Source organism: Paraburkholderia rhynchosiae (genome assembly GCF_002879865.1).
GTDB lineage: Bacteria > Pseudomonadota > Gammaproteobacteria > Burkholderiales > Burkholderiaceae > Paraburkholderia > Paraburkholderia rhynchosiae.
In genome coordinates, this window is sequence record NZ_PNXY01000009.1 from 225212 (window position 1) to 249828 (window position 24617).

Sequence of the window (24617 nt, forward strand, 5' to 3'; positions counted from 1 at the left end):
CGGACCGCGGCATATCCATCCCTTTGTATTGCTACTTCAAACCTGCCGGTGCAGGACAAAGTCGAACGTCCGCGCCTAACGAATGGCGGGCCTTCTCGGATGACCTCGTTCTGGTGCTCGACGCAGATTTCGAGTCTCGCTCGTACTCAGCCGTTTTCGAAGCTCAATACTTTCACTAACCGCGGTCTCTTAACACGCCTACCGGATGCCGCAGGCGAACACCGTCTTGTCTCTCCGTCGGTGGTCGAATACCAGTAGTGCACGACGTCCGAATCTTCGGCTTGAACCTCCTGCCACAGCCCACTCACTCGACAGAGCGTGACGGAAGCGTCAGCGTCACCGCGAGCCAACAGGTGAACCGAAAAGCTGACGTCGCCAAGCTGCAGTACCAGTTCAATCAGCGCCTCGGCACCGTCCACCACCCAACCGTCCGGGCTCGCGCAGTCCTCACCGCCAGCTGAGGCAACGACAAAGAAGTTAACCGTGAGGTCCGACCATCCAACGCAGCGCCACGGAAGAAGTGGTTGCATGAGCCTCTTCTTCATGGGATGTGGCTCTTCCCAACTGCTGTCAGTAAATAGCATCACACCCACCGACGAAATGTTTAAGATTGCAACGAGTCAACCGCGAGAGTTGCTATTAGGAGCCTAGTCGATTGCCGACTGCCGACTGCCGGGGCATCCACGCCTCGCCCGTTGACCGTGTTCACGTAGAAACTGTGATATGCGATGTTCGAATATGCGATGTTGGCATATACGAATTTGGACTGCAAGCTGTTCGCCTTGTGCCAGCTCGGTCCAACCGTGGAAAAATCTATTTACACACAACAGTACGGTCTCTTTCTTGCCACTCTCCGAGCGGCAAGGGAGTCCGCAGGCATCCTGCAAAGCGAGCTAGCCGCGAGGCTTAACGTCGACCAACCGTTCGTTAGCAAATGCGAGAGCGGGCAGCGCCGGCTCGACTTTATTGAAGTTCGAGAGTGGTGCGCCGCACTAGGAATCACGCTGAACGAGCTCACCGTGAGCTTCGAGGAAACTATCGCTCGCGTACAAAAGAAGTGAGAGGGGCTTCGGCGGGCATATGTCAGCCGCGATTGACGGGGGGACGCTGGATTCGTGCGCTCGTTAGTTCTTGGGTAACGCCACCGATATGGCGGGATAATTCCTCAGCGTATTGACCAAAAAACACGTGGCCCGCCACGGCCGTAGCAACCGTTTGGTCGCGTCGAGCGAAGTGCCATGCCCCGTGTGCACAACTTCGCTGCCCACACCACGAGGGCGTGGACAGCCGCCCTACGGGCGGTTCCGAAGTTGCACACACTTGAGGCTGACGCGCCGGCAGAGCCGGCTTGCCTTGATTTTATTTATGAGAGGAAGCCGCAACGGCCGGCGGAGTTCGACGTCGCGTTGAGAAGCCTGATGTCCATAGTCATCAGGTTCTGGGGTGGGTGTCCATACCCCCTTATGTGCGGGTGAACAGAAAGTTCATCACGTCGCCGTCGTGCACGACGTACTCCTTGCCTTCCGCGCGCATCTTGCCGGCTTCCTTCGCGCCTTGCTCACCCTTGTAGGTGATGAAGTCGTTGAAGGAAATTGTCTGCGCGCGAATGAAGCCGCGCTCGAAGTCGGTATGGATCGCGCCGGCGGCTTGCGGCGCCGTGTCGCCAACATGAATCGTCCATGCGCGCACTTCCTTCACGCCGGCCGTGAAGTACGTTTGCAGGCCCAAGAGCTTGAAGCCCGCGCGAATCACGCGGTTCAGGCCCGGTTCTTCCATGCCCATGTCGGCGAGGAACACTTCCATGTCCGCTTCTTCGAGGTCGGCGATTTCCGCTTCGATTGCCGCGCACACGGCGACCACCGGCGCGTTTTCCGACGCCGCGAACTTCGCGACCGCGTCCAGATGCGGATTGTTCGCGAAGCCGTCTTCCTTCACGTTCGCGACGTACATGGTCGGCTTGGCCGTAATCAGGCAGAACGGCTTGAGCGTCGCCTTTTCTTCGTCCGACAGATCGAGCGCGCGGACCGGTTTGGCCTGGTCCAGTTGAGCGCGCACTTTTTCCAGCACAGCCGCGTTCTTGATGGCTTCCTTGTCGTTGCCCGACTTGGCGGCCTTCGAATAACGCGCGAGCGCCTTTTCGACCGTTGCGAGGTCGGCCAGCGCCAGCTCCGTATTGATCACTTCGATGTCTGACAGCGGATCGATCTTGTTCGCGACGTGAATCACGTTCTCGTCCTCGAAGCAGCGCACCACGTGCGTGATCGCGTCAGTTTCGCGGATGTTCGCGAGGAACTGGTTGCCGAGGCCTTCGCCCTTGCTCGCGCCCGCCACCAGGCCGGCGATGTCGACGAATTCCACGACCGCCGGCAAAATACGCTCGGGCTTGACGATTTCGGCGAGCGCCTTCAGGCGCGCGTCCGGCACTTCGACAATGCCGACGTTCGGCTCGATCGTGCAGAACGGATAGTTTTCGGCGGCAATGCCCGCCTTGGTCAGCGCGTTGAACAGAGTGGACTTGCCGACGTTAGGCAAGCCGACGATGCCGCATTTGAGGCTCATGGAAATCCTTCAGTGATTCAGTAAATTGCGTGATGCGCTCGACGCTGCGTGCAGGATTCGGGAAGCCTTCGCGTTTGGCGGGCGGAGGAAACGCAGCGGAGCGGGACACGGCCAGATCGGGCGTAGCTCGACGATTCTGGGCGAGTTTTGTCACGGAAACCGTAATTGTAACCCGTTCCAATCGGCTTCTTGACGTGGCTTCAGAAAGCTGTACGCCCGGTCCGTCCCCGCGAACCCCCACGGCTATAATGCGCGGATGAACGCACACCATCAGACTTTTGATGCCGCCGTGATCGGCGGCGGGCTCGTCGGCAAGACCGCGGCGCTCGCGCTGACGCAAGGCGGACTGCGCGTGGCGCTGCTCGCGCAAGCTTGCGCGCCGCTGCCCGCCGGCGCTTCGTTCGACTCGCGGGTGTATGCGTTGTCGTCGAGTTCGCAGGCGCTGCTCGAGCGCTTGCGCGTCTGGCAGGCGCTCGATCTGTCGCGGCTCGGGCCGGTGTACGACATGCGCGTCTATGGCGACGCTCACGCCGAGCTGCATTTCTCCGCGTTTCAGGCTTCGGTGCCGCAACTGGCGTGGATCGTGGAGTCGTCGGTGATCGAAGGCGCGCTCGATGCAGCGCTGCGCTTTCAGCCGAATCTCACGTGGATCGACAGCCGCGCCCAGGCGCTCGATTTCACCGTCGATAGCGCCAGCGTCGGTCTCGCGAACGGCAACGTGCTCGCGGTTGATCTCGTCGTCGGCGCGGACGGCGCGCATTCCTGGGTACGCGCGCAGATCGGCTCGAAGATGAACCGGCGCGATTACCGGCAGACCGGCGTGGTCGCGAACTTCAAGGCGGAAAAGCCGCACGGCGAGACCGCTTGTCAATGGTTCAAGGACGGCGAAATCATCGCGCTATTGCCGATGCCCGATGGCCACGTGTCGCTGGTCTGGTCGGCCCGCACCGAGCACGCCGAGCAACTAATTGCGCTCGATCCAGCCCAACTCGCCGCTGAAGTGGAACGCGTCACCGGCGGCCAGCTCGGCGGCCTCGACTGCGTGACGCCCGCGCAGGGTTTTCCGCTCGCGCTCCAAACCGTCGACCGGCTGGTCGCGCCGCGCGTCGCGCTGGTCGGCGACGCCGCCCATCTGATTCACCCGCTCGCGGGGCAGGGCATGAACCTCGGTTTGCGTGATGTCGCGGCGCTCGCCGATACGGTGGCAGGCAAGGAATCGTTCCGCGACCTCGGCGACATGGTGCTGCTGCGGCGCTATGAACGCGCGCGTCGCGAAGATATCCGCGCGCTGATGATCGCCACCGACGGCCTGCAAAAACTGTTCTCCGTGCCTGGCCCGCTGGCAAAGATCGTGCGTAATACCGGCATGGCTTTCGTCGGCGCGCAGCCGTTCATCAAGCGCTGGCTCGTCTCGGCAGCGCTGGGCTAACAGCGGGCTGACGGGGGGCTCACAAGCGGCGCCGCATGCCGAAGCCGGTGAGACAGGTATCATGAACGTACGGATACCGTTCCCTTCTAACCGGAAACGTCACCACAATGCCCAATACGCGCTCAACGCGCGATTGAACCAGGAATTCAGCATGACAAAAATCTTCCGCATGGCGGCCGCCGTGCTCGCGATCGCCGCCGTCACGATCGGCTGCTCCGCGCAGGCCGACCAGACCACCGACAAACTCAAGGCCACACTGCAAACGCGGCTCGCCGACGTGACGATCAAGAGCGTGACGAAATCGCCGATCGCCGGGCTTTACGAGGTGAACCTCGGCAGCCAGATCGTTTATAGCGACGCGAACGGCGACTATCTGCTGCTCGGCGACATGGTCGACGCGAAAAGCCGCAAGAATCTGACCGAAGCGCGTCTGTCGGAAACGAATCGTATCGATTTCGCGAGCCTGCCGTTTGCGAACGCGGTCAAGGTCGTGAAGGGCAACGGCTCGCGCAAGATTGCAGTGTTCTCCGATCCGAACTGCCCGTATTGCAAGCAACTCGAAACCTCGCTGAAGTCGATCGACAACGTGACGGTTTACACCTTCCTGTACCCGGTTTTGTCGCCGGACTCGACCGCCAAGTCGAAGTCGATCTGGTGCTCGACGGATCGCGCAAAAGCCTGGGAGTCGTGGATGCAGGACCATCAGGCGCCCACCGCCGCCGGCACCTGCGACACCGCCGCAATCGACAGGAATCTCGCGCTCGGCCACGCAATGAACGTCGAGGGCACGCCGACCGTGTTCCTCGCCGACGGCCGCCGCCTGCCGGGCGCCGTGCCGGCTGATCGGCTCGACAAGGAAATGGCCGCGGTGCACTGAGCGCACGCTGAACATCCGAAAAAGGAGGCGCGAAAGGCGCCTCCTTTCGCATCAAGCTCCCACACATCCACGCCTGAAAAAATCCAAATCGCCGCCGATGAAGCCGATCCGCTACACCATCGTTCCAAAGCAACCCGCCGCCCATCTGTTCGAAGTCACCGTAACCGTCGCCGATCCGGATCCGGCCGGCCAGCGTTTCATGCTGCCGGTGTGGATTCCGGGCAGCTACATGGTGCGCGAGTTCGCGCGCAACATCGTCACGCTGCGCGCCTTCAACGATGCGGGCCGCAAGGTGCGTGTCGAGAAAACCGACAAGCACACGTGGCACGCGGCACCGGTGAAAGGCGCGCTGACGCTGCGCTACGAGGTGTATGCGTGGGATCTGTCGGTGCGCGCGGCGCATCTGGACGACACCACGGGCTTTTTCAACGGCACTAGCGTGTTCCTGTCGCCGCTCGGTCATGAGAAAGCTCAATGCTTGGTCGATATCCAGAAGCCGGAGGGCGCGGCCTATCGCAACTGGCGTGTCGCGACTGCGCTGCCGGAAGCGCGCGGCGCGAAGCGCTACAGCTTCGGCGAATACAACGCGCAGAACTACGATGACCTGATCGATCATCCGGTGACGCTCGGCCAATTTGAATTGGCGACGTTTAACGCGCACGGCGTGCCGCACGACGTCGTGATCGCGGGGCGCGTGATTGGGCTGGACATGGCGCGGCTTTGCGCGGACCTGAAGCGCATCTGCGAAGCGCAGATCGCGCTGTTCGAGCCGAAGTCGAAAAAAGCGCCCGTGGATCGCTACGTGTTCATGACGCAAGCCGTCGCAGATGGTTATGGCGGCCTTGAGCATCGCGCTTCGACGGCGCTGATCTGCAATCGCGGCGATCTACCGGTGCAGGGCCGCGACGCGCTCACCGAAGGCTATCGGACCTATCTCGGCCTATGCAGTCACGAATACTTCCACACCTGGAACGTGAAGCGCATCAAGCCGGCGGTGTTCGCGCCGTATGACCTCCGCGTCGAAAACTACACGTCGCTGCTGTGGCTGTTCGAAGGCTTCACTTCCTACTACGACGACCTGATTCTCGTGCGCAGCGGCCTGATTTCCACCGACGATTATCTCGGCATGCTCGGCAAGGTGATCGGCGGCGTGAAGCGCGGCAGCGGCCGTCTGAAACAGACCGTCGCCGAAAGCTCGTTCGACGCGTGGGTCAAATATTATCGGCAGGACGAGAATGCGCCGAACGCGATCGTCAGCTACTACACGAAAGGCTCGCTCGTCGCACTCACGTTCGACCTGGCCATTCGCGCGCAAACCGGCAACCGCAAATCGCTCGATGATGTGATGCGTCTGCTGTGGCAGCGCTTTGGCCGCGACTTCTATCGCGGCAAGCCGGTCGGCGTCGATGAGAGCGAGATCGAGGCACTGTTTGAGCAGGCGACCGGCGTGCAACTGGGCGAACTGTTCGCGCAAGCGGTGCACGGCACGCGCGACCTGCCGCTCGAAACGCTGCTCGAACCGTTTGGCGTGTCAATCGCGCCGGAGCTCGACAAGAACGGCAAACCGTCGCTCGGCGCGCGCGTGCGCGGCGGCGCGGAGTGCACGCTCGCGGCGGTCCACGAGGGCAGCGCCGCGCAGAAAGCCGGGCTCTCGGCCGGCGACGTGCTGATTGCGCTCGACGGCCTGCGCGTGACGGGCTCGAATCTCGACGCGCTGCTCGCGCGCTATCAGCCGGGCGCCAAGGCGGAAGTCCACGCATTCCGCCGGGACGAACTGCGCACCGCGCAAATCAAGCTGGACGGGCCCGAGGTGTCGCGCTACAAGCTCACCATCGACGACAAGCGGCCGGCCGCGCGCAAGGCGCGCGAGCGCTGGCTGACAAGCTGATCGTAATCCCGGCTGACGTCAATTGACGTTGCGAAGCGGCGGATTGTTCTACCAGTGCAACAATCCGTCGCTGCGGGATGGCTTTTTCCCGGCTCGGTAAAAAACCACAATGGCTCCACTCGCGCAACACAGCGCGCCCCTACTGGAGTCAACCATGACCACGATCCTGCAAATCAACTCGGCAGCCCGCTCGCAAGGCGCGAACTCGACGCTGCTCGTCAACGAGCTGACCGAAAAGCTGCAACAGTCGAATCCGGGCGCGCAAGTCGTCGTCCGTAACCTGCAAGCCGAACCGCTGCCGCACCTGGACGACGCCGTTCTCGGCGCCTTCTTCACGCCGGCTGACCAGCGCACCGCCGAGCAAGCTGCGATTGCCGCACGCAGCGAAGCGCTGATCGCCGAACTGCAAGCCGCCGACATCATCGTGATCGGCGCGCCGATGTACAACTTCGGCATCTCGTCGCAGCTCAAGACGTATTTCGACTTCCTCGCGCGCGCCGGCATCACGTTCCGCTACACGGCGAATGGTCCGGAAGGTCTCGTGACGGGCAAGAAGGTCTACGTCGTGTCAGCACGCGGCGGCAAGTATCTCGGCACGCCGAACGACAGCCAGACGCCGTATCTGAAGAGCTTCCTGGGCTTCCTCGGCATGACCGATGTGAGCTTCATCTACGCCGAAGGCCTGAATATGGGCCCGGACGCGGCAAGCGCCGCGCTGGCCGCCGCGCGCGAAGCGATCGCGGCTGCTTGATTTGGCTGTACCGCTTGCATGGCGCGTCTTCCTGCGAGTTGCCGTGTAAAGCGTTGGACGCAGTGACGAATGGTGCGGGGAAGCATCGCAAGCGCTGCATATTGAAAACGCCACGGGCTTTGAGCCGCGTGGCGTTTTTATCTTGTGCGACTGCGATTGCGACTGCGAATGCGACTGCGAATGCGAATGCGACTGCGACTGCGACTGCGACTGCGACTGCGACTGCGACTGCGACTGCGATTGCGATTGCGATTGCTTTGCGCTTACTCAGGTGCGCGGATATGACCGCCGTTACGCAAGCATTTGCGCGTCGTCAGGCAGACGCCAGTCGATCGGTTCGCGACCGTGCTTCACCAGATACTCGTTCGCCTTCGCAAAATGCCCGCAGCCGAGAAAGCCGCGATGCGCCGACAACGGTGACGGATGCGGCGCCTCCAGAACGTAATGTGACTTGCCACCGAGCAGCGCGCGCTTCGCTTGCGCATGCGCGCCCCACAGCATGAACACGAGACCGTCGTGGCGCATCGCCAGTTCGTGGATCAGCGTGTCCGTGCACTTTTCCCAGCCGCGTTTGGCGTGACTGGCCGCTGAATCGCGCTCGACGGTCAGCACCGTGTTCAACAGCAGCACGCCTTGCTTCGCCCATGTGTCGAGGCAGCCGTGACGTGGCGGCTCGTAGCCGAGACTCGCCGCGATTTCCTTGAAGATGTTGCGCAGCGACGGCGGAGTGCGGACATTCGGCGCCACGGAAAACGCGAGTCCGTGAGCTTGCGGCGTGCCGCGGTCTTCGCCGTGATAAGGGTCCTGGCCGAGGATCACGACCTTCACGTCGTCGGGACTCGTAAGCCGCAGCGCCCGGAATACATCGGTGGGATAGACCGTTTTACCGGCCGCGCGCTCCCCGTCGACAAAACGGCAGAGCGGCGCGTACGCGTCGCTTTCAATGAAAGGCTTCAGGTGCGCACGCCATGCTGCGGGCAACGCAGCGAACTGCGCTTCGAGCGTGGGTGGCGTGCCGTTGGTTTCTGGCTGCGGCTGGGCGGACGTGGCGCTGGCAGGCGCGGCGGCGTCGCCGAATAACGATGCCTGGGACGGCGCGGAGCGGGTACGAGATGCAGAAGTCATGGCGCAGAAGTGTCGCAGCAAATGCGGTGTTACTCAAGGTGAGGCGGCGGCAGGTCCGCATGGAACGCGTGGATGCCAAGCTCCGTCAGCCGACCCGCAATTGATACCCGCGTTGCGCTTTGCTGATGTTCTCCGGAGCAAGGCCGGCGATCTGCTTGCCGAGTTCGGTCGATAGCGCGTGCAGCGCCGCTTCGTCGCCGGACTTCAGTTCGAGCTCGATCTCCGAAATTGGCGCACGGCGCAGTTCGCTGTTCACCTCGGCGAGCACATTGCCCTGGTCGATCGCCGCTTCGACTTCCGAACCGTCGACATTCACATGCCACAGCGTGCGCCTGAAGTCGGTGCGAAACAGTTCGATTAATCGCGGCGCCGCTTCACGCAGTGCTTGGGCGGCCGTGGGCTCGTCGCATTCGCGCAGCAACGCGTCAATTTCGAGTGCCTCTCCCGCGACGGGCATTTCCCATTCGTGACGGCTGTGCAAACCATTGGTCGCGCTGCCCACTGTCTTGAACGTTTGCAGCCAGCCATCCGGCGTATGACGCAAACGCAGCGCGCTTTTTGAAGCTGCCAGCGAAAGTTGCGGCGTATCGAAGTAGATGTTCGACAGCTTGATCGCGCGGCCGGCGTCGCCGGTGCGCGCAGCGAACCACTGCGTAGCTGCCTTCACTTGCGTGGCCGGCAGCAGCAACTTGATCTCGCGTTCCATGCCCATGATGTGTTCCCGCTATCTGTTCCAATACGCGCGACGACGCGTCTTCACGCCGCGCCAGGAAAAAACATGCGTGCAAGTTCCACACCTGGCTCTTCGGCGCGCATGAACGCCTCGCCGACGAGGAACGTATGCACGCCCATCTCGCGCAGCCGCTCGACGTCGGCGCGGGAAAGAATGCCCGATTCCGTCACGACGATGCGGTCGTCGGGAATCGATTCGAGCATGCCGATGGTCGTCTCGATCGACGTCTCGAACGTGCGCAGATTGCGATTGTTGATGCCAATCAGCGGCGTCTTCAGCGTGAGCGCCTGCATCAGTTCGTCGCTGTCGTGCACTTCAACCAGCACCGCGAGACCGAGCGAGTGCGCAAGCGCTTCGAGGTCCTGCATCTGCGAGGTTTCAAGCGCGGCGGCTATCAGCAGGATCGCGTCGGCGCCCATCGCGCGGGCTTCGACAATCTGATACGGATCGACAATGAAGTCCTTGCGCAGTACCGGCAGCTCGCACGCGGCGCGCGCCTGTTCGAGATACGCGACGCTGCCCTGGAAGAACTGCACGTCAGTGAGCACGGACAGGCAAGCCGCGCCGTGCTTTTCGTACGAACGCGCGATCTCGTCGGGAACGAAGTTTTCGCGCAGCACGCCTTTCGACGGACTCGCTTTCTTCACTTCGGCGATCACCGCGGCGAGACCCGCCACGTGTTTCGCGCGCAATGCGCCGACGAAATCGCGAATGTCGCGCGACGACGCTTCGAGACGCAGCTCTTCGAGCGGCGCGCTTTGTTCGGCGGCGCGGACTTCTTCGCGTTTGACCGCGATGATACGGTCGAGGATGTCGCTCATGGGTGTCTCGCTACGTTGGATTGCTACTGATCACTGCTTGAATTGCTGCTTGAATTGCTGCGTGAAGCGAATGAGCTCGTCGACTTTCGCGCGAGCCTTGCCGCTTGCGATCGCTTCGCGTGCAAGCTGAATGCCGTCCGCAATCGACGACGCGACGTTCGCCGAATACAACGCCGTGCCCGCGTTCAGCGTGACGATCTCGCGGGCGACGCCCGGCTTGTTGTCGAGCGCTTCGAGCAGCATCGCTTTCGACTCCGTGGCGTTCGCCACTTTCAACGTGCGGTTCGAAACCATCTGCATGCCGAAATCTTCCGGATGAATCTCGTACTCGTGGACCTCGCCGTCGCGCAGTTCGCCCACTTGCGTGGCCGCGCCGAGCGAGACCTCGTCCATGCCGTCCATACCGTACACCACGAGCACGTGCTTTGCGCCAAGGCGCTGCATCACGCGAACCTGAATGCCGACCAGGTCCGCATGGAACACGCCCATCAGTTGATTGGGCGCGCCGGCGGGGTTCGTCAACGGCCCGAGAATGTTGAAGATGGTTCGCACGCCGAGTTCGCGGCGCACCGGCGCAATGTTCTTCATGGCCGGATGATGATTCGGCGCGAACATGAAACCCATGCCGGTTTCGGCAATCGACGCCGCGACTTGTTCCGGCTGCAAGTCGATATTTACGCCGAGCGCTTCGAGCACGTCTGCGCTACCCGACTTGCTCGACACGCCACGATTGCCGTGCTTCGCGACTTTCGCGCCGGCCGCGGCCGACGCGAACATCGTCGCGGTGGAGATGTTGAAGGTGTGGGAACCGTCGCCGCCGGTGCCGACGATATCGACGAAGTTCGAGTTGTCCTGCACCTCGACGTGCCGGGCAAATTCACGCATCACCGTGGCGGCGGCGGTGATTTCGCCGATCGTCTCTTTCTTGACGCGCAAGCCTGTGATGATCGCGGCCGACATGACGGGCGACAGTTCGCCGCGCATGATGAGTCGCATCAGATGCAACATTTCGTCGTGGAAAATCTCGCGGTGCTCAATGGTCCGTTGCAGCGCTTCCTGCGGCGTGATTGTCATGATGTTGTCTCGCTTCATCAGGCGGTGCGTTGGGCCGTCTTCGCTTTCGACTGCTTCACGAAGTTTTCGAGCAGCGCATGGCCGTGTTCGGAAAGAATCGATTCCGGATGGAACTGCACGCCTTCGACGGCCAGCTCTTTATGACGCACGCCCATGATTTCACCGTCGTCAGTCCATGCGGATACTTCGAGGCAATCCGGCAGCGATTCGCGTTCGATCGCGAGCGAGTGGTAGCGAGTCACGACGAAATGCTTCGGCAGGTCAGCGAACACGCCTTTGCAATCGGTTTCGATCGTGCTTACCTTGCCGTGCATGATGGTTTGCGCGCGCACCACACGGCCGCCGAACGCTTCGCCGATCGCCTGATGACCCAGGCACACGCCGAGAATCGGCGTCTTGCCGGAAAACTCGCGCAGCACGTCGAGCGTAATGCCGGCGTGTTGCGGATTGCTCGGGCCGGGCGACAGGCAGATGCGCTCGGGATTGAGCTTCGCGATTTCGTCGAGCGTGATTTCGTCGTTCCGGTAGGTGCGCACATCTTCGCCGAGTTCGCCGAAGTACTGCACCAGGTTGTAGGTGAACGAGTCGTAGTTGTCGATCATGAGCAGCATGGTGTGTCTCCGGTCAGAAGTCGCTATCGAGGCCGTCTTGAACCTGCTCGGCCGCACGCAACACGGCGCGCGCCTTGTTCTCGGTCTCTTGCCATTCGGATTCCGGCACTGAATCCGCGACGACACCTGCCGCCGCCTGCACATACAGATTGCCGTTCGCGATCACGCCGGTGCGGATCGTGATCGCCAGATCCATCTCGCCGGTGAACGACAGATAGCCGACTGCGCCGCCGTACAGGCCGCGTTTGACGGGTTCGAGTTCGTCGATCAGCTCCATCGCGCGAACCTTCGGCGCGCCCGACAGCGTGCCGGCCGGGAACGTGGCGCGCAGCACGTCGAAATTGGTCGTGCCGGGCTTGAGCTTGCCTTCGACCGAACTCACTATGTGTTGCACGTGCGAGTATTTTTCGATCACCATTTTGTCGGTCACGACCACCGAGCCGATCTGCGCGATACGGCCCACGTCGTTGCGCGCGAGGTCGATCAGCATCACGTGTTCGGCGACTTCTTTCGGATCATTCAGCAGTTCAGTCGCGAGTTCCGCGTCGCGTTCCGGCGTGTTGCCGCGCGGACGCGTGCCGGCGAGCGGACGAATCGTAACGATGCGATCCTCGCCGCGCTTTTCCTGACGCACCAGAATTTCCGGCGATGCGCCGACCACGTGGAATTCGCCGAAGTTGTAGTAATACATATACGGCGACGGATTCAGTGAGCGCAACGCGCGATACAGCGACAGCGGATTGTCGCGGTACGGCTTCGTCAGACGCTGGCCGACCTGCACCTGCATCAGTTCGCCCGCGGCGATGTATTCCTTCGCCTTGCGCACGGCGGCCAGATAGTCGTCTTTCCCAAACTCGCGGTACGTCTCGGTGCGCACGCTCGCCGACGTCACCGGCGGTTCGACCGTCGCACGCAAACGCTGACGCAGTTCGCGCAGACGCTGCTTCGCCTTCGTATAGGCCTCCGGCTGCGTGGCATCGGCGTAGATCACCAGGTACAGCTTGCCCGCGAGGTTATCGATCACAGCGACCTCTTCGGTCAGCAGCAACTGGATGTCCGGCAGATTCAGATCATCTTTCGGCGCGGTGTGCGCGAGCTTTTTCTCGATGTAGCGCACCGCGTCATAACCGAAATAACCGGCAAGGCCGCCAGCGAAACGCGGCAAGCCCGGACGTTGCGCGACCTTGAAACGGCTCTGGAATTGCTGGATGAATTCGAGCGGATCGCCCTCGTGCGTCTCGACAACCTTGCCGTCGCGCACCACTTCCGAGACGCCGTTGCGAGTACGCAGCAACGTGCGCGCCGGCAGTCCGATGAACGAATAGCGGCCAAAGCGCTCGCCACCCACCACCGACTCCAGCAGGAACGAGTTGGCGCCGTTGCGCTCGGTCTGCGCGAGCTTCAGGTACAGGGAGAGCGGCGTTTCCAGGTCGGCGAGCGCTTCGGCGATCAGCGGAATACGGTTGAAACCCTCGTTGGCGAGGGACTGGAATTCGAGTTCGGTCATGTTCCGATCCTGTTCGTAGGTCCGACGGCAGCGTGCGTCGGACAAAGCGGGGCATTGCGCGGCCGGTCAGCCGTTCGTTCGATTTTTTCGATGATGAACCGACCGGCGCGATTTTCCCATCGACGCAAGCACGGAGTGTCAACGCACCAGTGTACTTTGCGGGTACACGCAGGCGGAATCAACCGATGCAGCGAAACATGACGATGGAAAACGCGTAAGCGCAGCGAAGTAAAAAACGGTTGCCGAAGACGAGCTTCAGCGTACCTCAGGCGAGGTTAGCGCGACCAGCGACGCCAGGGCCAGGCTCCCCGGTCGATGCTAATCAGACTCCGTTTTTTATTCAGAAACATGAGGATGAGGGACTTTTCAAGTCGTGGAATGGTGCGCTGCGATCGCCTTGGCGGCATCGAACAGCGAGGCAACTATACCATCGGATTTTATTGTTTGTATAGCTTGGCCATGGTTGTAGCCGTACGGCACAGTCAGCGTCGACATGCCCGCCGCGCGGCCCGCCAGTGCGTCGTTTTCCGAATCGCCGATGGCGACCGTGGCGCGCGGTTCGACGCCCAGTTGCGCCGCGGCCGTGAGCATGGGCAGCGGGTCCGGCTTCTTTTTCGGCAGACTGTCGCCGCCGAGCACGACGCTGAAATACTGCGCGAGCCCGTACTGCTCGAGCAGTTCGACCGCAAAGCGATGCGGCTTGTTGGTCACGCACGCGAGCTTCAGGCCGGCGTCGCGCATCGCGGCGAGGCCGGCTTCCACATCGGGATAAAGGCGCGTGTGCAGGCCGTTGATCTTCGCGTACTCGGCCTGATAGATGGCGAGCGCTTCGTCGAAACGGTCTTGCGCGTGTTCCGCTTCGAAGCGCGGTGCGAGCACGCTGCGGATCAGATGCTCAGAGCCTTTGCCGACATAGCCGACCACTTCTTCGCGCGACGTTTCCATCGCATCGAGTTGCGCGAGCATGCCGTTCAGGCCGGCGGTGAAATCGTCGGCGGTATCGATCATCGTGCCGTCGAGGTCGATGATCGCGGCTTGCAGGCGTGGGCTGGCGAAAGTCGGGGCAGGGAACGAAGCGGTCATCTGGTGCGCGGCTCTCAGTGCTGAATGTTGGCGAGCGCCGCGCGCATCTTGTCGATCACGACCTTGTGGTCCGGCTGGCCGAAGATCGCCGAACCGGCGACGAAGGTGTCCGCGCCAGCCGCGGCAATTTCCGCGATGTTGTCGACCTTCACGCCGCCGTCCACTTCGAGATGAATCTCGCGGCCGGTGCGCTCCGTGTAGGCGTCGATCCGCTTGCGCGCTTCACGCAGCTTGTTGAGCGCTTCAGGAATGAACGACTGGCCACCGAAGCCCGGATTCACCGACATGATCAGCACGAGGTCGAGCTTGTCCATCACGTGATCGAGGTAATTCAGTGAAGTGGCCGGGTTAAATACGAGGCCCGCCTTGCAGCCGTGATCGCGAATCAGCGACAGCGTACGGTCGATGTGATCCGAGCCTTCCGGGTGAAAGCTGATCAGATTTGCGCCGGCCTTCGCGAAGTCCGGCACGATGCGGTCGACGGGGCGCACCATCAGATGCACGTCGATGGGCACGTCCACATGCGGACGCAGGGCCTCACACACGAGCGGACCGATGGTCAGGTTCGGCACGTAGTGGTTGTCCATCACGTCGAAATGGATCCAGTCGGCGCCGGCGGCGACGACATTGCGCACTTCTTCGCCGAGGCGGGCGAAGTCGGCGGACAGAATGCTGGGAGCGATGCGGAATTGCGTCATGGCGGCGGACGGATGCAAGCGGGAAAGCGCCATTTTACCGTTTTGCGCGCGCGGCAAGCGGCTCGTCGGCGGCTGACCGAGGCGAATGGAGGCCGGGCACAGCGTCGCGTTCCGGCCGCCAGGGTGACGAAACATCCGAACCGCCCTTGGCCAAAGGATTTGTCCGGTTGCGGGCGGGTCTCGCATGACGCAGAATGCCAAACCATGGCGCCGCGTTGGCAATGGGCTTGCAAACCATTGGCATGCGGCCCTTCCAGCGATTTGTCACACCGCGTTTCACCAGATTGGAATCAGGATGAGCCAGTACGAATTCAGCGTGTCGGCGCAGGTGCAATTTCTGCCCGAAGAGTCGGACCCGGAGCGCCGCCAGTATGCGTTCGCCTATACGCTGACCATCCGGAACACCGGTCAGGTGCCCGCGCAATTGATTGCGCGGCATTGGGTGATCACGGATAGCGACAAGACCGTGCAGGAAGTAAAAGGTTTGGGCGTGGTCGGACACCAGCCGCTGCTCAAGCCCGGCGAGCAGTTCGAATATACGAGCTGGGCGGTGATCGCCACGCCGGTCGGCACGATGCGCGGGGAGTATTTCTGCGTGGCCGAGGACGGCGAGCGTTTCGATGCGCCAGTGCCGGAGTTTATTCTGCGCATGCCGCGTACGTTGCATTGAACCGTGAGCGCGTTCCGCGGTCTTTAACGGTTCAATGCCGGTTCAGTGCGGGCTAAATGCAGATTCAATGCGCGGCCGGGGAGTGGGTGAATCGGCGCGCCGTCAGTGCGGTTTTTGCGGCTTCTGCGCTTCATTGCTGCTGGCGCGCGCCGCTTTCTTTTTACCGGACGACGTCCACACGACGATGAAGACGAGCAGGAACAGCGCGAGAAGCGATTCCAGCGCGAAGATGAGCATTGGGTATTCGTCGAACAGATCAGACATGGCGGTTTCCATCAAGAACGAACATTGTAGGCGTTTTGTCCGCGCGGCCGGAGCCTGGCTCGGAGCGCTTTCCGTTGCGGTGATGCTGGCTTCCTGCGGTGGCGGCGGCGCGGTCCGGCCGGTGGTTTCTCCGCCCACGGGCGCTGCGATCATACCCGGCCAGATTGCCGCGACGCGGCTCACGGCGGTCGCATGGCAGCAGGTCCCCGGCTGGCAGGACGACTCGCTGATCGGCGCAACGGCCGCCTTGCGGCAAAACTGTATGAGGCTCGCGCGTCAACCGAACTGGGCGCGGGCATGTGCGGCAGCGGCGCAACTCGACGATCTCGACGTCACCAGTGCGCGTGCTTTCTTTGAGGCGTATTTCACGCCTTTCCAGTTAGCCAACACCGACGGCACGCTCGACGGTCTCGTCACCGGTTACTACGAGCCGTTGCTGCGCGGTTCGCGGACACGGCACGGCGTGTATCAAACGGCGTTGTATCGCTGGCCGTCGAGTTATCGTGCGGGCGCGGCGCTTCCGCCGCGAGCGCAACTGGAACGCATGGGTGTGCTCAACGGCAATGAACTCGTCTGGGTCGACGACCCGATCGAAGCATTCTTCCTGCAGGTGCAGGGCTCCGGGCGCATCGTGATGGAAGACGGCAGCGTGATGCGCCTCGGCTTTGGCGGCACCAACAACCAGCCGTACAAATCCATCGGACGGTGGCTGCTGGATCGCGGCGAACTCACGCCCGCGCAGGCGACCATGCAAGGCATCAAGGCATGGGCGCGCGCGAACCCGGCCCGCGTGGATACGCTGCTCGATACGAATCCGCGCTTCGTGTTTTTCCGCGAGATGCCGTCTGCCGAAAGTGTCCCGAGCGGCGGAGCGGACGGTCCTATCGGCGCGTTAGGCGTGCCGTTGACGCCGGAGCGCTCGATCGCCGTCGATCCGACTTCCATTCCGCTCGGCACGCCTGTGTTTTTGCAGACCACACGTCCCCTGACGAACTCGCCGATGAACCGTCTCGTATTCGCACAAGACACGGGTTCGGCGATCAAGGGTGGAGTGCGCGCCGATTACTTCTGGGGTCTCGGCGACGACGCCGGCGATCTTGCCGGCAAGATGAAGCAGGGCGGCCGGATGTGGTTGCTGCTGCCCAATTCGTGACGCTGCCGATGAGGCAGTTGTACCCGCCGGCGGCGTTCAGGCCGAAAACGCCGCCGCCGCCACGCGGCTCTCGCCGCGGGCGCCGTCCGAGTTACTGCGCCGACTTACGCTTGTCGACCACTCGCCGGGCCTTTCCCACCGAACGTTCGATCCCGTTCACCGGCAGCACGTTCACGACAGCACTCACGCCAATCAGCGCCTTGATGTCATAGGCCAGCGCCTGCTTGGCCGTGCTGAGCGCGGCAGTGTCCGGAGCAGTTTCCGGACAAGGTTCGACGTTCAACGTCATTACGTCGAGCGGGCCTTCCTTGGTCAATACGATCTGATAGTGAGGCGCGAGCGCCTGTTGCTTCAGGAGCAATTCCTCGATTTGCGTGGGGAATACGTTGACGCCCCGCACAATCATCATGTCGTCGGAGCGGCCGGTGATTTTTTCCATGCGGCGCATGGTGCGGGCGCTGCCCGGCAAGAGACGCGTGAGGTCGCGAGTCCGGTAACGGATGATCGGCAACGCTTCCTTGGTCAGCGACGTGAACACCAGTTCGCCCAGTTCGCCATCAGGAAGAACTTCACCCGTTTCGGGATCGATGATCTCGGGATAGAAATGATCTTCCCAGATGGTCGGGCCGTCTTTCGTTTCGACGCATTCCGACGCCACGCCCGGCCCCATCACTTCCGATAGACCGTAGATGTCGACAGCGTCGATGCCCATGCGCTTTTCAATCGCCTGACGCATGTCGTTGGTCCACGGTTCCGCACCGAAGATGCCGAGGCGCAGCGAGCAATTCGCCGGATCGACGCCTTGCCGTTCAAGTTCGTCGGCGATCGAGAGCATGTAGCTCGGCGTCACCATGATGATGTCCGGCCGGAAGTCCTGGATCAGTTGCACCTGCTTTTCTGTCTGACCGCCACCGAACGGGATGACGGTGAGCCCGGCGCGTTCCGCACCGTAGTGGGCGCCGAGGCCGCCGGTAAAGAGGCCATAACCGTAGCTAACATGAACCTTTTCGCCGGGCTTCGCCCCAGCGGCGCGGATCGAGCGCGCGACGAGATTCGCCCACGTGTCGATATCGCGAGCGGTGTAGCCCACCACGGTCGGCTTGCCGGTCGTACCCGATGAAGCGTGAATGCGCGAGATCCGGTCTTGCGGCACGGCAAACATTCCGAACGGATAGCTGTCGCGTAAATCCTTCTTCGTCGTGAACGGGAAGCGCGCGAGGTCCGAAAGCGTTTTGAGTTCGCTCGGATGGATGCTGGCTTCGTCGAACTTGCGCCGATAGACCGGCGAATTTTCATAAGCGTGGTTCAGCGACCATTTGAGCCGTTCAAGTTGGAGCGCGGCGAGTTCGTCGCGGCTGGCGGTCTCGATCGGATCGAGCGGAAGGGCGGTGGTCATCGAATGTCTCCTTGCTGCCTCAATGCTTGGGTCTGATGTATGTTGCGCTCGCGCGCAAAATTCGGAAGGGCGGTGCGAGCGCCGCATATACGGGCTGCCGCTAAGGTGAATCTGTTGCCGGTTCACCGCTTATATATGCTGCGGACTCGCGACTGTCTTGTGGTGTGCTTGCTGTGCGTCTCTCTATCAACCGCAAGTGTCGATCAGAGTCGTGCTTTAGCGCGTTACTCTGGTGCCGTGCAGAGCAGTCGACCGAAGTTCACGCTTTGGCACTTACTCAGATCCGACTCCAGACGGTTGCTGCGGGATCACGCTACCCCTGATTTGCGCGGATTTGCCGCGAAACATTGCAACCGTTTCCCCGGTGCGATTGGTGACGCGAATATCGTAAATGCCGGTGCGGCCGTTCAACGTCTGCTCGATGGCCTCTGCGGTTAGCACGTCGCCGCCGTGCACCGCGCGCAGGAACTCAATCGAGCAGCCGGACGCGACGGTGTTCACGTTGTAAGAGTTGCACGCGAACGCGAAGCTCGAATCGGCAAGCGTGAAGATCAGGCCGCCATGACAGATCTGATGGCCGTTCAGGAAGTCGTCGCGCACGGCCATGCGAAGAAGCGCATAGCCGGCGCGCACGTCGAGGATTTCCAGGCCGAGCGCGCGGCTGCACGCATCGTTTTCATACATGGCGGCGGCGGTCGCGCGGGCGAGCTCGTCCGGCGTCATCTCAGCGGAGTATTCCGGTTGCGTCGACATATCAGCGGCCCTCGAAGCGTGGTGCGCGCTTGTCGACAAAGGCTTGCACGCCTTCCGCGTAATCATGCGATGCGCCCAGCTCACGTTGCAGGTCGCGTTCGAGATCGAGTTGCTGATCGAGCGTTTGCGTTGCGCCTGCACGCATCGCCTGCTTGATCGCGGCGATGGCGCGCGTGGGCTGCTGCGCGAGTTGTGCCGCGAATCTGGCCGCCGTGGCTGCGAGTTCCTGATCGTCGACCGCTTGCCAGATGAGTCCCCAGCTTTCGGCTTTCTCCGCGCTGAGTTTGTCGCCTGTCATGGCAAGCCCCATCGCGCGCGCCATGCCGATGCGCTGCGGCAAGAACCACGTGCCGCCCGAATCCGGCACCAGACCGATCTTCACGAAAGCCTGGATAAAGTTGGCCGAGCGAGCCGCAAGCACAATGTCGCAAGCGAGCGCGAGGTTGGCGCCCGCACCTGCAGCGGTACCGTTTACCGCGGCTATCACCGGCAACCGTAGCGCTTGCAAACGGCGGATCAGCGGGTTGAAATACCCGTCGATCAATCCGCCAAGGTCGGTCATCGCGCCGGGCGTGAAGTCGAGGTCCGCGAGATCCTGTCCGGCGCAAAATCCGCGTCCCGCGCCGGTCAGAACCAGCGCGCGGGCGCCGGACGTTTCCACCTCACCGAGTGCCGTCGCCAATTCCTCATGCATCGCGCGCGTAAAGCTGTTGAGCTTGTCCGGGCGGTTCAGGGTGATAGTTGCTACTCGGCTCGATGTGTCGATGTCGAGGCGAATCGCTTCATATGACATTGGGTGTCTCCTGAAAGTCTTTCGGGGGACTGCAGCGTTTGCATCGGAGCGGCGCTTACAGTCGCTCGATGACCAGCGCAATACCTTGCCCCACACCGATGCACATGGTGCACAGCGCAAAGCGGCCGTTGCTGCGCTCCAGTTGATACAGTGCGGTCGTGACAAGGCGCGCGCCCGACGCACCGAGCGGATGGCCGAGCGCAATTGCTCCGCCGTTCGGATTGACGCGCGGATCGTCGTCGCGCAGACCGAGCGTGCGCAGAACCGCAAGCCCTTGCGATGCAAATGCTTCGTTCAACTCGATGACGTCGAACTGTTCCAGTGTCATGCCGAGCTGCTTCAGCAACTTTTGTGAAGCCGGCGCCGGACCAACGCCCATGATGCGCGGCTCGACGCCCGCGGTTGCCATACCCACCACCCGTGCGCGGCGGCGCAGGCCGTATTGATCGGCCGCCTGCTGATTCGCGAGCAGGAGCGCGCAGGCGCCGTCGTTCACGCCCGATGCATTGCCGGCAGTTACACTGCCGTCCGGACGAACGACGCCCTTGAGCCTGGCCAGGCTTTCGAGAGAGGTTTCACGCGGATGTTCGTCGAGCGTCACGTGAATCGGATCGCCTTTTTTCTGCGCGATTTCGACGCCGACGATTTCTTGCGCCAGCGTGCCGTCACGCTGCGCACGGGCTGCCTTTTGCTGACTGGCCAGAGCGAATGCGTCCTGGTCGGCGCGGCTGATTCCAAACTCGACAGCGACGTTTTCCGCCGTTTCGGGCATTGAATCGACGCCGTACTGACGTTTCATCAGCGGATTGATGAAGCGCCAGCCAATGGTCGTGTCGTAGACGTCGGCTTGCCGCGAGAACGCGCTAGTTGCCTTGCCCATGACGAACGGCGCGCGTGTCATGCTTTCGACTCCGCCAGCGATCATCAGTCGCGCTTCACCGGCCTTGATGGCGCGTGCGGCCGTGCCGACCGCGTCCATGCCCGAGCCGCACAGACGGTTGATGGTCGAACCGGGTGCGTTCGTAGGCAGTCCCGCTAGCAATGCCGACATGCGGGCGACGTTGCGATTGTCTTCGCCCGCCTGATTCGCGCATCCGTAAATCACGTCGTCCACGGCGCGCCAGTCGACGCCGGGATTGCGCTCGATTAACGCCTTGATCGGTACGGCGCCGAGGTCGTCGGCCCGGACGTCTTTCAGGGTGCCGCCGTAGCGGCCAATGGGGGTGCGAATCGCGTCGCAGATAAAGGCGTCGTTCATATCGGGTTCCTACTGATGCGGATCGGCGTGCGATGCCGATCCGATGTCTCATGTTAGTTGGCGCGCACAGCGTGGTCCATTCGGCCAAACGGCATAGGACGAAAGCCGTGCGTTTGTCTTATGACGTTCAGCCAGCTACCGCCGGCGCCGCTTTCGGTTCAACATGGACCCGACTTTGAACTACGCGGAAGCGATTGGCGACGAAGGCCGCATCGGCGAGTGCGGCGTTTGCTGCCGGGTTTGCACCTGTGCCGTGGAAATCCGAAAAGGCTGCCGACTGGTTGACGAACACACTGCCCGTCAGGTTGATCGACAGCGCTACGCCGCCGCGGACCGATGCCTCGTGCGCCTGTTCGAGCACGGCTTCGTCCGTGCTGTAGACCGACAGCGTGAGCGCGCCGTGCTCGGCGGCGATAGCACCGGCGAGGTCGAGAGACTGGGCGGTCGAGTCGGTCGCGATAACGAACGAGACAGGACCGAACCATTCTTTGGTGAACTGCGCGCGGTCGGTCGAGGCGTTGAGTTGGAGCACTAGCGGAGTCCGAACGCGAGCGCCGGTAAAAGCCGGATGCTCGAGCGCCTGGCTCTCCACTAGAACGCGGCCGGATTTGGCGGCTTCGTCGATGCGTTGGATGACGCCTTCGTTCTGAATGGCTCCTAGCAGTTCCACGGCACGGGCTGGGTCGGCAACAAGTTTTTGCACAGCGCCAGCAATGGCTTGAGCCACTTCGTCGAAAGTCAGTGCGCCGTCTGCGGTCTGGATGCCGCCGCGCGGCACGTAGATGTTTTGCGGCGCGGTGCACATCTGGCCGGAGTACAGCGCGAGTGAGAAGGCGATGTTGCGAGCGACGGCTTTGATGTCGTCGGTCGAGTCGATCACGATCTGATTCACGCCGGCTTTCTCGGTGTAGACCTGCGCCTGGTGCGCATTGCGTTCGAGCCACGTACCGTTTTGTGTGCTGCCCGTGAAGTCGATGAGTTTGATCTCCGGGCGCAAGGCCAGGCTCTGGACGATGGCGCCGTCGTTCGGTTCAGTGGCCAGTAGCGTGACCACGTTCGGATCGAAACCGGCTTCACGCAGTACGTCACGCGCAATTCGCACTGTGACTGCGAGCGGCAGGATTGCGCCCGGATGCGGTTTGATGATCACCGTGTTGCCGGTCGCAAGGTCGGCGAAAAGGCCGGGATAGCCGTTCCACGTCGGGAACGTGCAGCAGCCGAGGACGAGACCAGTGCCTCGCGGCACAATGGTGTAGCGCTTGTGCATGGCGAGCGGCGGGTTCTTGCCTTGGGGCTTTTCCCAGTGAGACTCGGCCGGGATGCGGCGCAGTTGGTCCCATGCGTACACGACGGCTTCGAGCGCCCGGTCTTGCGCGTGCGGGCCGCCCGCCTGGAAAGCCATCATGAAGGCCTGGCCGGTCGTATGCATCACGCTATAGCCGATTTCGAAGCTGGCGCGATTCAGCCGCGCGAGGATTTCGAGCGATACGCCGACCCAGGCCTGCGGCCCTGCGGCGAGCCAGTCGCGTTGCGCGGTCGTGGCGGCGGCGATCAGCGCGTCAGGATCAGACTTGGGGTAACGGATACCTAGCGGGAATCCAAATGGCGACGCTTCCGCGCCAACAGTTTCTCCGGTAGACGGTTGGTCCAGTTCGAACGTCGCATTCAGATGCGCTTTAAAGGCGGCTTCGCCTTCCGTGTTGGCTGTTTCCCCGTACACTTTCGGACTGGGCATTTCGACGAACGGGCTCCAGTAACCGCGCGTTTCAACCGCGGCGAGCGCCTTTTGCAGCGTGTCTTCGTGCTTGGTGAATAACGGATGTGTCATGGCAGAGGGCTTGGCTGTACGTTGGGAAAGAGCCTGTCTAATAATTGACCGACCGGTTGGTTGGTGAATGTTAGCATTATTAAGATGGCCGCGCGAAGCGTTTTTCGCGCTCGATTAACCATTTGGAGGCGGCATGGCTTACGAGAACATTCTGGTTGAAACGCGGGGACGGGTCGGCTTGGTTACCTTGAATCGTCCCAAGGCGTTGAACGCTTTGAACGATGCTCTGATGGACGAACTAGGCGCTGCTCTACGCGAGTTCGAGGCAGACGACGCCGTCGGTGCGATCGTGGTGACGGGCAGCGAGAAAGCGTTCGCCGCCGGAGCCGACATAGGCATGATGTCGACGTATACCTACATGGACGTCTACAAAGGCGACTACATTACGCGCAACTGGGAGACGGTTCGCTCCATTCGCAAGCCGATCATTGCGGCGGTGGCGGGCTTCGCGCTGGGTGGAGGGTGCGAGTTGGCGATGATGTGCGACATGATCTTTGCCGCCGACACCGCAAAGTTTGGCCAGCCGGAAATCAAACTCGGCATCATGCCGGGCGCCGGCGGCACACAGCGGCTGCCGCGAGCGGTGTCGAAGGCTAAGGCAATGGACCTTTGCCTGACTGCGCGTTTCATGGATGCCGCCGAGGCGGAGCGTGCCGGATTGGTGTCGCGTGTTATTCCGGCTGCGTCTCTAATAGACGAATCGATTGCCGCGGCAGCGACGATCGCAGAGTTCCCGCTGCCGGCGGTCATGATGGTGAAGGAATCGGTCAATAGGGCCTACGAAACGACGCTCGCAGAGGGCGTGAATTTCGAACGCCGTCTTTTCCATTCGCTCTTCGCTACAGAAGATCAAAAGGAGGGGATGGCAGCATTCGTGGAGAAGCGCAAACCGGTTTTCAAACATCGTTAATACGCTTGTCAAAATAACGCTTGCAAGGCGCGGGCCGGCTCGCTAGAATCTCGCTCTTTCGTGCTCCGGACGCCGGGGCACGGGAAGCGGGAGAGCCAGCAGTGGCAAGGCTTCCAGCGGTGGCGGCAGGTTCGGTCAGTAAGAAAAACCTGTTGACGGCGCAGCGGAAGTTCTTCATAATCCCGCTTCTCTGCTGCAGATGCAGCGACGCAGAACGAAGTGGTGCCGGACAGGGTGGTAGCGGGCAGCGCGGGGAATGCGGACCGATCTTTAAAAATTAACAGCCGATAAGTGTGGGCGCTTGATGCACGACGCGAGGTGGATCCTTCGGGGTCTGCCGTAAAGCGGAAGTATCAAGTCTCACACAGTAATGAAAGGAAGGTCAGGCCGTTGAAAGATGGCTGGACACTTCGTCAGTACGTTGAGTGAGCGACCG

23 protein-coding genes are annotated in these 24617 nt (G+C 62.0%); 8 read left to right on the forward strand and 15 right to left on the reverse strand.

Features of this window, described 5'->3' with window-relative positions; translation table 11 throughout:
* Positions 1 to 146 precede the first annotated feature (146 nt).
* Positions 147 to 530 (reverse strand): hypothetical protein, encoded by a 384-nt coding sequence (locus C0Z16_RS15575; protein WP_146014314.1) that lies wholly within the window; start codon positions 528 to 530, stop codon positions 147 to 149.
* A gap of 198 nt (positions 531 to 728) precedes the next feature.
* On the opposite strand from C0Z16_RS15575, the gene C0Z16_RS15580 reads away from it, so the two are divergent.
* Positions 729 to 1061: a helix-turn-helix domain-containing protein gene (locus tag C0Z16_RS15580; protein WP_244201250.1), complete on the forward strand. Its 333-nt coding sequence runs from the start codon at positions 729 to 731 to the stop codon at positions 1059 to 1061.
* A gap of 400 nt (positions 1062 to 1461) precedes the next feature.
* Here C0Z16_RS15580 and ychF read toward each other — a convergent pair whose 3' ends face one another.
* The gene (gene ychF, locus C0Z16_RS15590) at positions 1462 to 2559 is read right to left on the reverse strand and encodes a redox-regulated ATPase YchF (protein WP_102633012.1); all 1098 of its coding nucleotides are present in this window, start codon (positions 2557 to 2559) and stop codon (positions 1462 to 1464) included.
* Positions 2560 to 2815: 256 nt separating this feature from the next.
* On the opposite strand from ychF, the gene C0Z16_RS15595 reads away from it, so the two are divergent.
* From C0Z16_RS15595 to C0Z16_RS15610, 4 genes are all read left to right on the forward strand, one after another.
* On the forward strand, positions 2816 to 3988 hold the full coding sequence (locus tag C0Z16_RS15595) for a UbiH/UbiF family hydroxylase (RefSeq protein ID WP_102633013.1): 1173 nt from the start codon (positions 2816 to 2818) through the stop codon (positions 3986 to 3988).
* Positions 3989 to 4139: 151 nt separating this feature from the next.
* Positions 4140 to 4865, forward strand: coding sequence for a DsbC family protein (locus C0Z16_RS15600; RefSeq protein ID WP_102633014.1), 726 nt, complete (start codon positions 4140 to 4142; stop codon positions 4863 to 4865).
* 97 nt (positions 4866 to 4962) lie between these two features.
* Positions 4963 to 6753 (forward strand): M61 family metallopeptidase, encoded by a 1791-nt coding sequence (locus C0Z16_RS15605; RefSeq protein WP_102633015.1) that lies wholly within the window; start codon positions 4963 to 4965, stop codon positions 6751 to 6753.
* Positions 6754 to 6907: 154 nt separating this feature from the next.
* Positions 6908 to 7504 carry an FMN-dependent NADH-azoreductase gene (locus C0Z16_RS15610; protein WP_102633016.1) on the forward strand — a complete coding sequence of 199 codons (597 nt, stop codon included), beginning with the start codon at positions 6908 to 6910 and terminating at the stop codon, positions 7502 to 7504.
* 291 nt (positions 7505 to 7795) lie between these two features.
* Here C0Z16_RS15610 and C0Z16_RS15615 read toward each other — a convergent pair whose 3' ends face one another.
* From C0Z16_RS15615 to rpe, 8 genes are all read right to left on the reverse strand, one after another.
* Positions 7796 to 8629, reverse strand: a complete 834-nt coding sequence (locus C0Z16_RS15615; RefSeq protein ID WP_102633017.1) for a uracil-DNA glycosylase — start codon at positions 8627 to 8629, stop codon at positions 7796 to 7798.
* 85 nt (positions 8630 to 8714) lie between these two features.
* Complete coding sequence (locus C0Z16_RS15620) at positions 8715 to 9341, reverse strand: CYTH domain-containing protein (RefSeq protein WP_102633018.1); 627 nt, start codon at positions 9339 to 9341, stop codon at positions 8715 to 8717.
* 44 nt (positions 9342 to 9385) lie between these two features.
* Entirely contained in the window at positions 9386 to 10183 is a 798-nt protein-coding gene (gene trpC / locus C0Z16_RS15625) for an indole-3-glycerol phosphate synthase TrpC (protein ID WP_102633019.1), read from the reverse strand.
* A gap of 30 nt (positions 10184 to 10213) precedes the next feature.
* Positions 10214 to 11257, reverse strand: coding sequence for an anthranilate phosphoribosyltransferase (gene trpD, locus C0Z16_RS15630; protein WP_102633042.1), 1044 nt, complete (start codon positions 11255 to 11257; stop codon positions 10214 to 10216).
* Between the two features lie 17 nt (positions 11258 to 11274).
* Positions 11275 to 11868, reverse strand: coding sequence for an aminodeoxychorismate/anthranilate synthase component II (locus C0Z16_RS15635; RefSeq protein ID WP_006052781.1), 594 nt, complete (start codon positions 11866 to 11868; stop codon positions 11275 to 11277).
* Between the two features lie 13 nt (positions 11869 to 11881).
* Complete coding sequence (trpE, locus tag C0Z16_RS15640) at positions 11882 to 13375, reverse strand: anthranilate synthase component I (RefSeq protein ID WP_102633020.1); 1494 nt, start codon at positions 13373 to 13375, stop codon at positions 11882 to 11884.
* Positions 13376 to 13741: 366 nt separating this feature from the next.
* On the reverse strand, positions 13742 to 14458 hold the full coding sequence (locus C0Z16_RS15645) for a phosphoglycolate phosphatase (RefSeq protein ID WP_102633021.1): 717 nt from the start codon (positions 14456 to 14458) through the stop codon (positions 13742 to 13744).
* Positions 14459 to 14472: 14 nt separating this feature from the next.
* The gene (gene rpe, locus C0Z16_RS15650; RefSeq protein WP_102633043.1) at positions 14473 to 15156 is read right to left on the reverse strand and encodes a ribulose-phosphate 3-epimerase; all 684 of its coding nucleotides are present in this window, start codon (positions 15154 to 15156) and stop codon (positions 14473 to 14475) included.
* 295 nt (positions 15157 to 15451) lie between these two features.
* Between rpe and apaG the strand changes: the two genes are divergently transcribed.
* A complete protein-coding gene (gene apaG / locus C0Z16_RS15655) occupies positions 15452 to 15826 on the forward strand; it encodes a Co2+/Mg2+ efflux protein ApaG (protein WP_020070703.1) in 375 nt (124 codons plus the stop codon).
* A 262-nt stretch (positions 15827 to 16088) separates the two neighbouring features.
* Positions 16089 to 17243, forward strand: a complete 1155-nt coding sequence (gene mltA / locus C0Z16_RS15660) for a murein transglycosylase A (RefSeq protein ID WP_244201251.1) — start codon at positions 16089 to 16091, stop codon at positions 17241 to 17243.
* Between the two features lie 91 nt (positions 17244 to 17334).
* On the opposite strand, the gene paaK is transcribed toward mltA, so the two are convergent.
* From paaK to paaN, 5 genes are all read right to left on the reverse strand, one after another.
* Positions 17335 to 18639, reverse strand: a complete 1305-nt coding sequence (gene paaK, locus C0Z16_RS15665) for a phenylacetate--CoA ligase PaaK (RefSeq protein ID WP_102633022.1) — start codon at positions 18637 to 18639, stop codon at positions 17335 to 17337.
* 273 nt (positions 18640 to 18912) lie between these two features.
* Entirely contained in the window at positions 18913 to 19392 is a 480-nt protein-coding gene (gene paaI / locus C0Z16_RS15670) for a hydroxyphenylacetyl-CoA thioesterase PaaI (protein WP_102633023.1), read from the reverse strand.
* Position 19393: 1 nt separating this feature from the next.
* Complete coding sequence (gene paaG, locus C0Z16_RS15675; protein ID WP_102633024.1) at positions 19394 to 20185, reverse strand: 2-(1,2-epoxy-1,2-dihydrophenyl)acetyl-CoA isomerase PaaG; 792 nt, start codon at positions 20183 to 20185, stop codon at positions 19394 to 19396.
* 55 nt (positions 20186 to 20240) lie between these two features.
* Positions 20241 to 21443 (reverse strand): 3-oxoadipyl-CoA thiolase, encoded by a 1203-nt coding sequence (gene pcaF / locus C0Z16_RS15680; protein ID WP_102633025.1) that lies wholly within the window; start codon positions 21441 to 21443, stop codon positions 20241 to 20243.
* 127 nt (positions 21444 to 21570) lie between these two features.
* Positions 21571 to 23271 carry a phenylacetic acid degradation protein PaaN gene (paaN, locus tag C0Z16_RS15685; RefSeq protein WP_102633026.1) on the reverse strand — a complete coding sequence of 567 codons (1701 nt, stop codon included), beginning with the start codon at positions 23269 to 23271 and terminating at the stop codon, positions 21571 to 21573.
* A gap of 133 nt (positions 23272 to 23404) precedes the next feature.
* On the opposite strand from paaN, the gene C0Z16_RS15690 reads away from it, so the two are divergent.
* Positions 23405 to 24181, forward strand: coding sequence for an enoyl-CoA hydratase (locus C0Z16_RS15690; protein ID WP_102633027.1), 777 nt, complete (start codon positions 23405 to 23407; stop codon positions 24179 to 24181).
* The last annotated feature ends 436 nt before the right edge of the window (positions 24182 to 24617 follow it).

Coding starts and splice junctions, on each gene's coding strand:
- C0Z16_RS15575 (WP_146014314.1), bottom strand. CDS start 530: ATGCAACCACTTCTTCCGTGGCGCTGCGTTGGATGGTCGGACCTCACG.
- C0Z16_RS15580 (WP_244201250.1), top strand. CDS start 729: ATGTTCGAATATGCGATGTTGGCATATACGAATTTGGACTGCAAGCTG.
- ychF (WP_102633012.1), bottom strand. CDS start 2,559: ATGAGCCTCAAATGCGGCATCGTCGGCTTGCCTAACGTCGGCAAGTCC.
- C0Z16_RS15595 (WP_102633013.1), top strand. CDS start 2,816: ATGAACGCACACCATCAGACTTTTGATGCCGCCGTGATCGGCGGCGGG.
- C0Z16_RS15600 (WP_102633014.1), top strand. CDS start 4,140: ATGACAAAAATCTTCCGCATGGCGGCCGCCGTGCTCGCGATCGCCGCC.
- C0Z16_RS15605 (WP_102633015.1), top strand. CDS start 4,963: ATGAAGCCGATCCGCTACACCATCGTTCCAAAGCAACCCGCCGCCCAT.
- C0Z16_RS15610 (WP_102633016.1), top strand. CDS start 6,908: ATGACCACGATCCTGCAAATCAACTCGGCAGCCCGCTCGCAAGGCGCG.
- C0Z16_RS15615 (WP_102633017.1), bottom strand. CDS start 8,629: ATGACTTCTGCATCTCGTACCCGCTCCGCGCCGTCCCAGGCATCGTTA.
- C0Z16_RS15620 (WP_102633018.1), bottom strand. CDS start 9,341: ATGGGCATGGAACGCGAGATCAAGTTGCTGCTGCCGGCCACGCAAGTG.
- trpC (WP_102633019.1), bottom strand. CDS start 10,183: ATGAGCGACATCCTCGACCGTATCATCGCGGTCAAACGCGAAGAAGTC.
- trpD (WP_102633042.1), bottom strand. CDS start 11,257: ATGACAATCACGCCGCAGGAAGCGCTGCAACGGACCATTGAGCACCGC.
- C0Z16_RS15635 (WP_006052781.1), bottom strand. CDS start 11,868: ATGCTGCTCATGATCGACAACTACGACTCGTTCACCTACAACCTGGTG.
- trpE (WP_102633020.1), bottom strand. CDS start 13,375: ATGACCGAACTCGAATTCCAGTCCCTCGCCAACGAGGGTTTCAACCGT.
- C0Z16_RS15645 (WP_102633021.1), bottom strand. CDS start 14,458: ATGACCGCTTCGTTCCCTGCCCCGACTTTCGCCAGCCCACGCCTGCAA.
- rpe (WP_102633043.1), bottom strand. CDS start 15,156: ATGACGCAATTCCGCATCGCTCCCAGCATTCTGTCCGCCGACTTCGCC.
- apaG (WP_020070703.1), top strand. CDS start 15,452: ATGAGCCAGTACGAATTCAGCGTGTCGGCGCAGGTGCAATTTCTGCCC.
- mltA (WP_244201251.1), top strand. CDS start 16,089: ATGGCGGTTTCCATCAAGAACGAACATTGTAGGCGTTTTGTCCGCGCG.
- paaK (WP_102633022.1), bottom strand. CDS start 18,639: ATGACCACCGCCCTTCCGCTCGATCCGATCGAGACCGCCAGCCGCGAC.
- paaI (WP_102633023.1), bottom strand. CDS start 19,392: ATGTCGACGCAACCGGAATACTCCGCTGAGATGACGCCGGACGAGCTC.
- paaG (WP_102633024.1), bottom strand. CDS start 20,185: ATGTCATATGAAGCGATTCGCCTCGACATCGACACATCGAGCCGAGTA.
- pcaF (WP_102633025.1), bottom strand. CDS start 21,443: ATGAACGACGCCTTTATCTGCGACGCGATTCGCACCCCCATTGGCCGC.
- paaN (WP_102633026.1), bottom strand. CDS start 23,271: ATGACACATCCGTTATTCACCAAGCACGAAGACACGCTGCAAAAGGCG.
- C0Z16_RS15690 (WP_102633027.1), top strand. CDS start 23,405: ATGGCTTACGAGAACATTCTGGTTGAAACGCGGGGACGGGTCGGCTTG.